The organism is Rhodopirellula europaea 6C, from assembly GCF_000338295.1.
GTDB classification, from domain to species: Bacteria; Planctomycetota; Planctomycetia; order Pirellulales; family Pirellulaceae; genus Rhodopirellula; species Rhodopirellula europaea.
In genome coordinates, this window is sequence record NZ_ANMO01000123.1 from 1 (window position 1) to 2150 (window position 2150).

4 protein-coding genes are annotated in these 2150 nt (G+C 54.8%); 3 read left to right on the forward strand and 1 reads right to left on the reverse strand.

Annotated features, from left to right (window positions below; all coding sequences use genetic code 11):
- The 3 genes from RE6C_RS14285 to RE6C_RS14295 all read left to right on the forward strand — a co-directional run.
- Positions 1-473, forward strand: a 473-nt coding sequence (locus tag RE6C_RS14285) for a hypothetical protein (protein ID WP_315852352.1), incomplete at its 5' end; no start/stop codon positions are given.
- A 121-nt stretch (positions 474-594) separates the two neighbouring features.
- Complete coding sequence (locus RE6C_RS14290) at positions 595-942, forward strand: hypothetical protein (protein ID WP_008657603.1); 348 nt, start codon at positions 595-597, stop codon at positions 940-942.
- 133 nt (positions 943-1075) lie between these two features.
- On the forward strand, positions 1076-1612 hold the full coding sequence (locus RE6C_RS14295) for a hypothetical protein (protein WP_039962083.1): 537 nt from the start codon (positions 1076-1078) through the stop codon (positions 1610-1612).
- A 286-nt stretch (positions 1613-1898) separates the two neighbouring features.
- Here the strand turns inward: RE6C_RS14295 and RE6C_RS32895 are convergent.
- Positions 1899-2150: hypothetical protein (locus RE6C_RS32895; protein ID WP_236618207.1), on the reverse strand; the 252-nt coding region annotated here is incomplete at its 5' end.

The following is a 2150-nucleotide window of genomic DNA, read 5'->3' on the forward strand; positions in this document are numbered from 1 at the left end:
GGATCTCTCGCGCGTGCCCGGTTACGCATTTCGTTCCCCGACTGACGTGTCCCCAGGGAAACGCGATGTCTCGCAATGACACGATGCTGATCGACAACACGGCATCACTGCAAGCTCATCTGGAATCTTCTCGGATGACATTCCAATGGCTGATTCCGCCTGAAGCAGGACATTCCATCTTGCTTTCACCTTCACATCTTCGACTACTCGTTGACGATGTTCCGGTGGCGAGTTGTCCGCTAATGGGCTCGTTCAAACAGTTCGTTTGTGCTTCCATTGGCGAGATCAAACACACTCCGGGTACGACAAACTCTGCGACTGGCATCTTGAAGCTATCGACTTGCGTGTCTGATCGTATGCTCGACATCGACTACGATTGCGCTGAGTTGCCCAGCGTCGAGGGGGCGTGCTACTCTGGTGGTGGCTTGATTTCCGTTCCGCTGACGGACTTCCTCCTAGATCACGAAATCTGATGAAAGACGGCGGGGAACCAAACGATGCAACCGAGCGGCGAAGTCGGGCGATTTGAAGTGGTTGATCTTCCGTCGCCGCCGGCTGATCGTAACCGTTCGTCGCTCCAAGAAATGTCATCCCATGCAGCTGACAACTGAAGAACTCGACCCGATCGATGACGTGACTCAAGAAGCCCTTCGCGAGATTCTCGAATCGGACGTTTTCGGTAAGTTCGCCATTCTCGCTGAATCCGAAACTTGGTTCATTCAAGCTGCAAGCGACTGGCAGCCTACCGATGAATGCAAACAGTTCCTGAAGCAAAATGATTCCGATCCATGGATACTTGAATACCACGATGGCGACACGGACACTCATTTCCGTGCCAACGGTTACAAAACGCTCAATGATGTGCTTGATGCGTTTACGCGATACCTGATCCGAGATGATTCATGGCGAAGCAACATCGATTGGCAGGTCGCAAACGTGTAGAATGGTCACGCAACTGTAACCCGAAACCGCGACGAACCATCGCATGCACGGGAGCGGCGGTGGCCAGCGGTTTGTAAAATCAACGTCAACTCCCGCCGCCCCGTGATGCGGGTCGTTATTTGACTGAAGATCCATGCTCGATTGGCTAAAACGCGTCTTTACACAAACCACCGACCCATTCGCGGATCTTCCTCATCCTTGCCGGGTTTGGCTTTGTGTTGAAATTGCGTCAATCGCCATTCCGCTTCTTAGCAAGCACCGGCCCGATGTTCCCAAGCGACAGCTTATTTACCTAAACGCGGCTCATCGCGAGATTCGCAAAGCCCTTGTAACGCCGAACCCACGCCTCAAACGATTACGGCGTATTGAACGCAACGGCATCATGTTCGCTGGTCACGCCATCCGCCACGGGTGCCCGCAGGTATCTACGATTCCAAAACTCACCGGCTGGGCTGGGGCCGCACTTCTAAAAGGCGCAGAATCGTCCCAGAACTGCGTCGACGAGTGCGCATCGCTTGCGTATGATGCAACGGTGGATTTTGGGTCGCCTGAAATCTGGGCTGCAATCATGGAGCGTGCGAATGAAATTCACCATCTTGCGGCTACGCACAATTGGCTGGACGACTCTGTCCTGCCGGACTCCCTGGTATTAACTCACAATAGCAAATAACCATCGCGTGAACCGGAGAACGCGAGCTAAGCGATATGGCCGTTAGAGACTGTTCCGCGCGTTCCCGGTTACGCGTGACGTTCGTCGATGTAGAAATGTCACCGCGCGATGCCAAGCGGATTGGCGATGGAGGCCAAGCATTTTGCGACTGGAGTCCAACGCGATCACGTGCCTGATCAATGCTCGTTCAACTGAGACCGAACACTCGCTGTCATGTCGCTTGTCAGTGGTAAGCGATTCGAGTTGTGAGCGTTAACATCGGTGCGCCGACGGCAGTGCTCGTTTACTACAATGCTCGTTTACCAGAGACCGGGCTGGCGAGGAGGCGGCCGCGTCGGTGGAACACGATGCGTGACCGAAACGTTACCATGTTGAGTGCCGCCGGTGCGCCGATCAACACCAACGCCCGAAAACGCGTGACGCACACTCTCGCGACCGCAGCAACGAACAATGCACGACGAACCATGGAATGCATCGGTCGGCGTGAAACGTTGCTGGCAAGCCGAGACCCAACCGCCGCCGACCGCTGATTCCCCTT

What these genes read in the sequence shown, in the direction of transcription:
- RE6C_RS14295 (WP_039962083.1), top strand. Translation starts at nt 1,076, where the DNA reads ATGCTCGATTGGCTAAAACGCGTCTTTACACAAACCACCGACCCATTC.
- RE6C_RS14290 (WP_008657603.1), top strand. Translation starts at nt 595, where the DNA reads ATGCAGCTGACAACTGAAGAACTCGACCCGATCGATGACGTGACTCAA.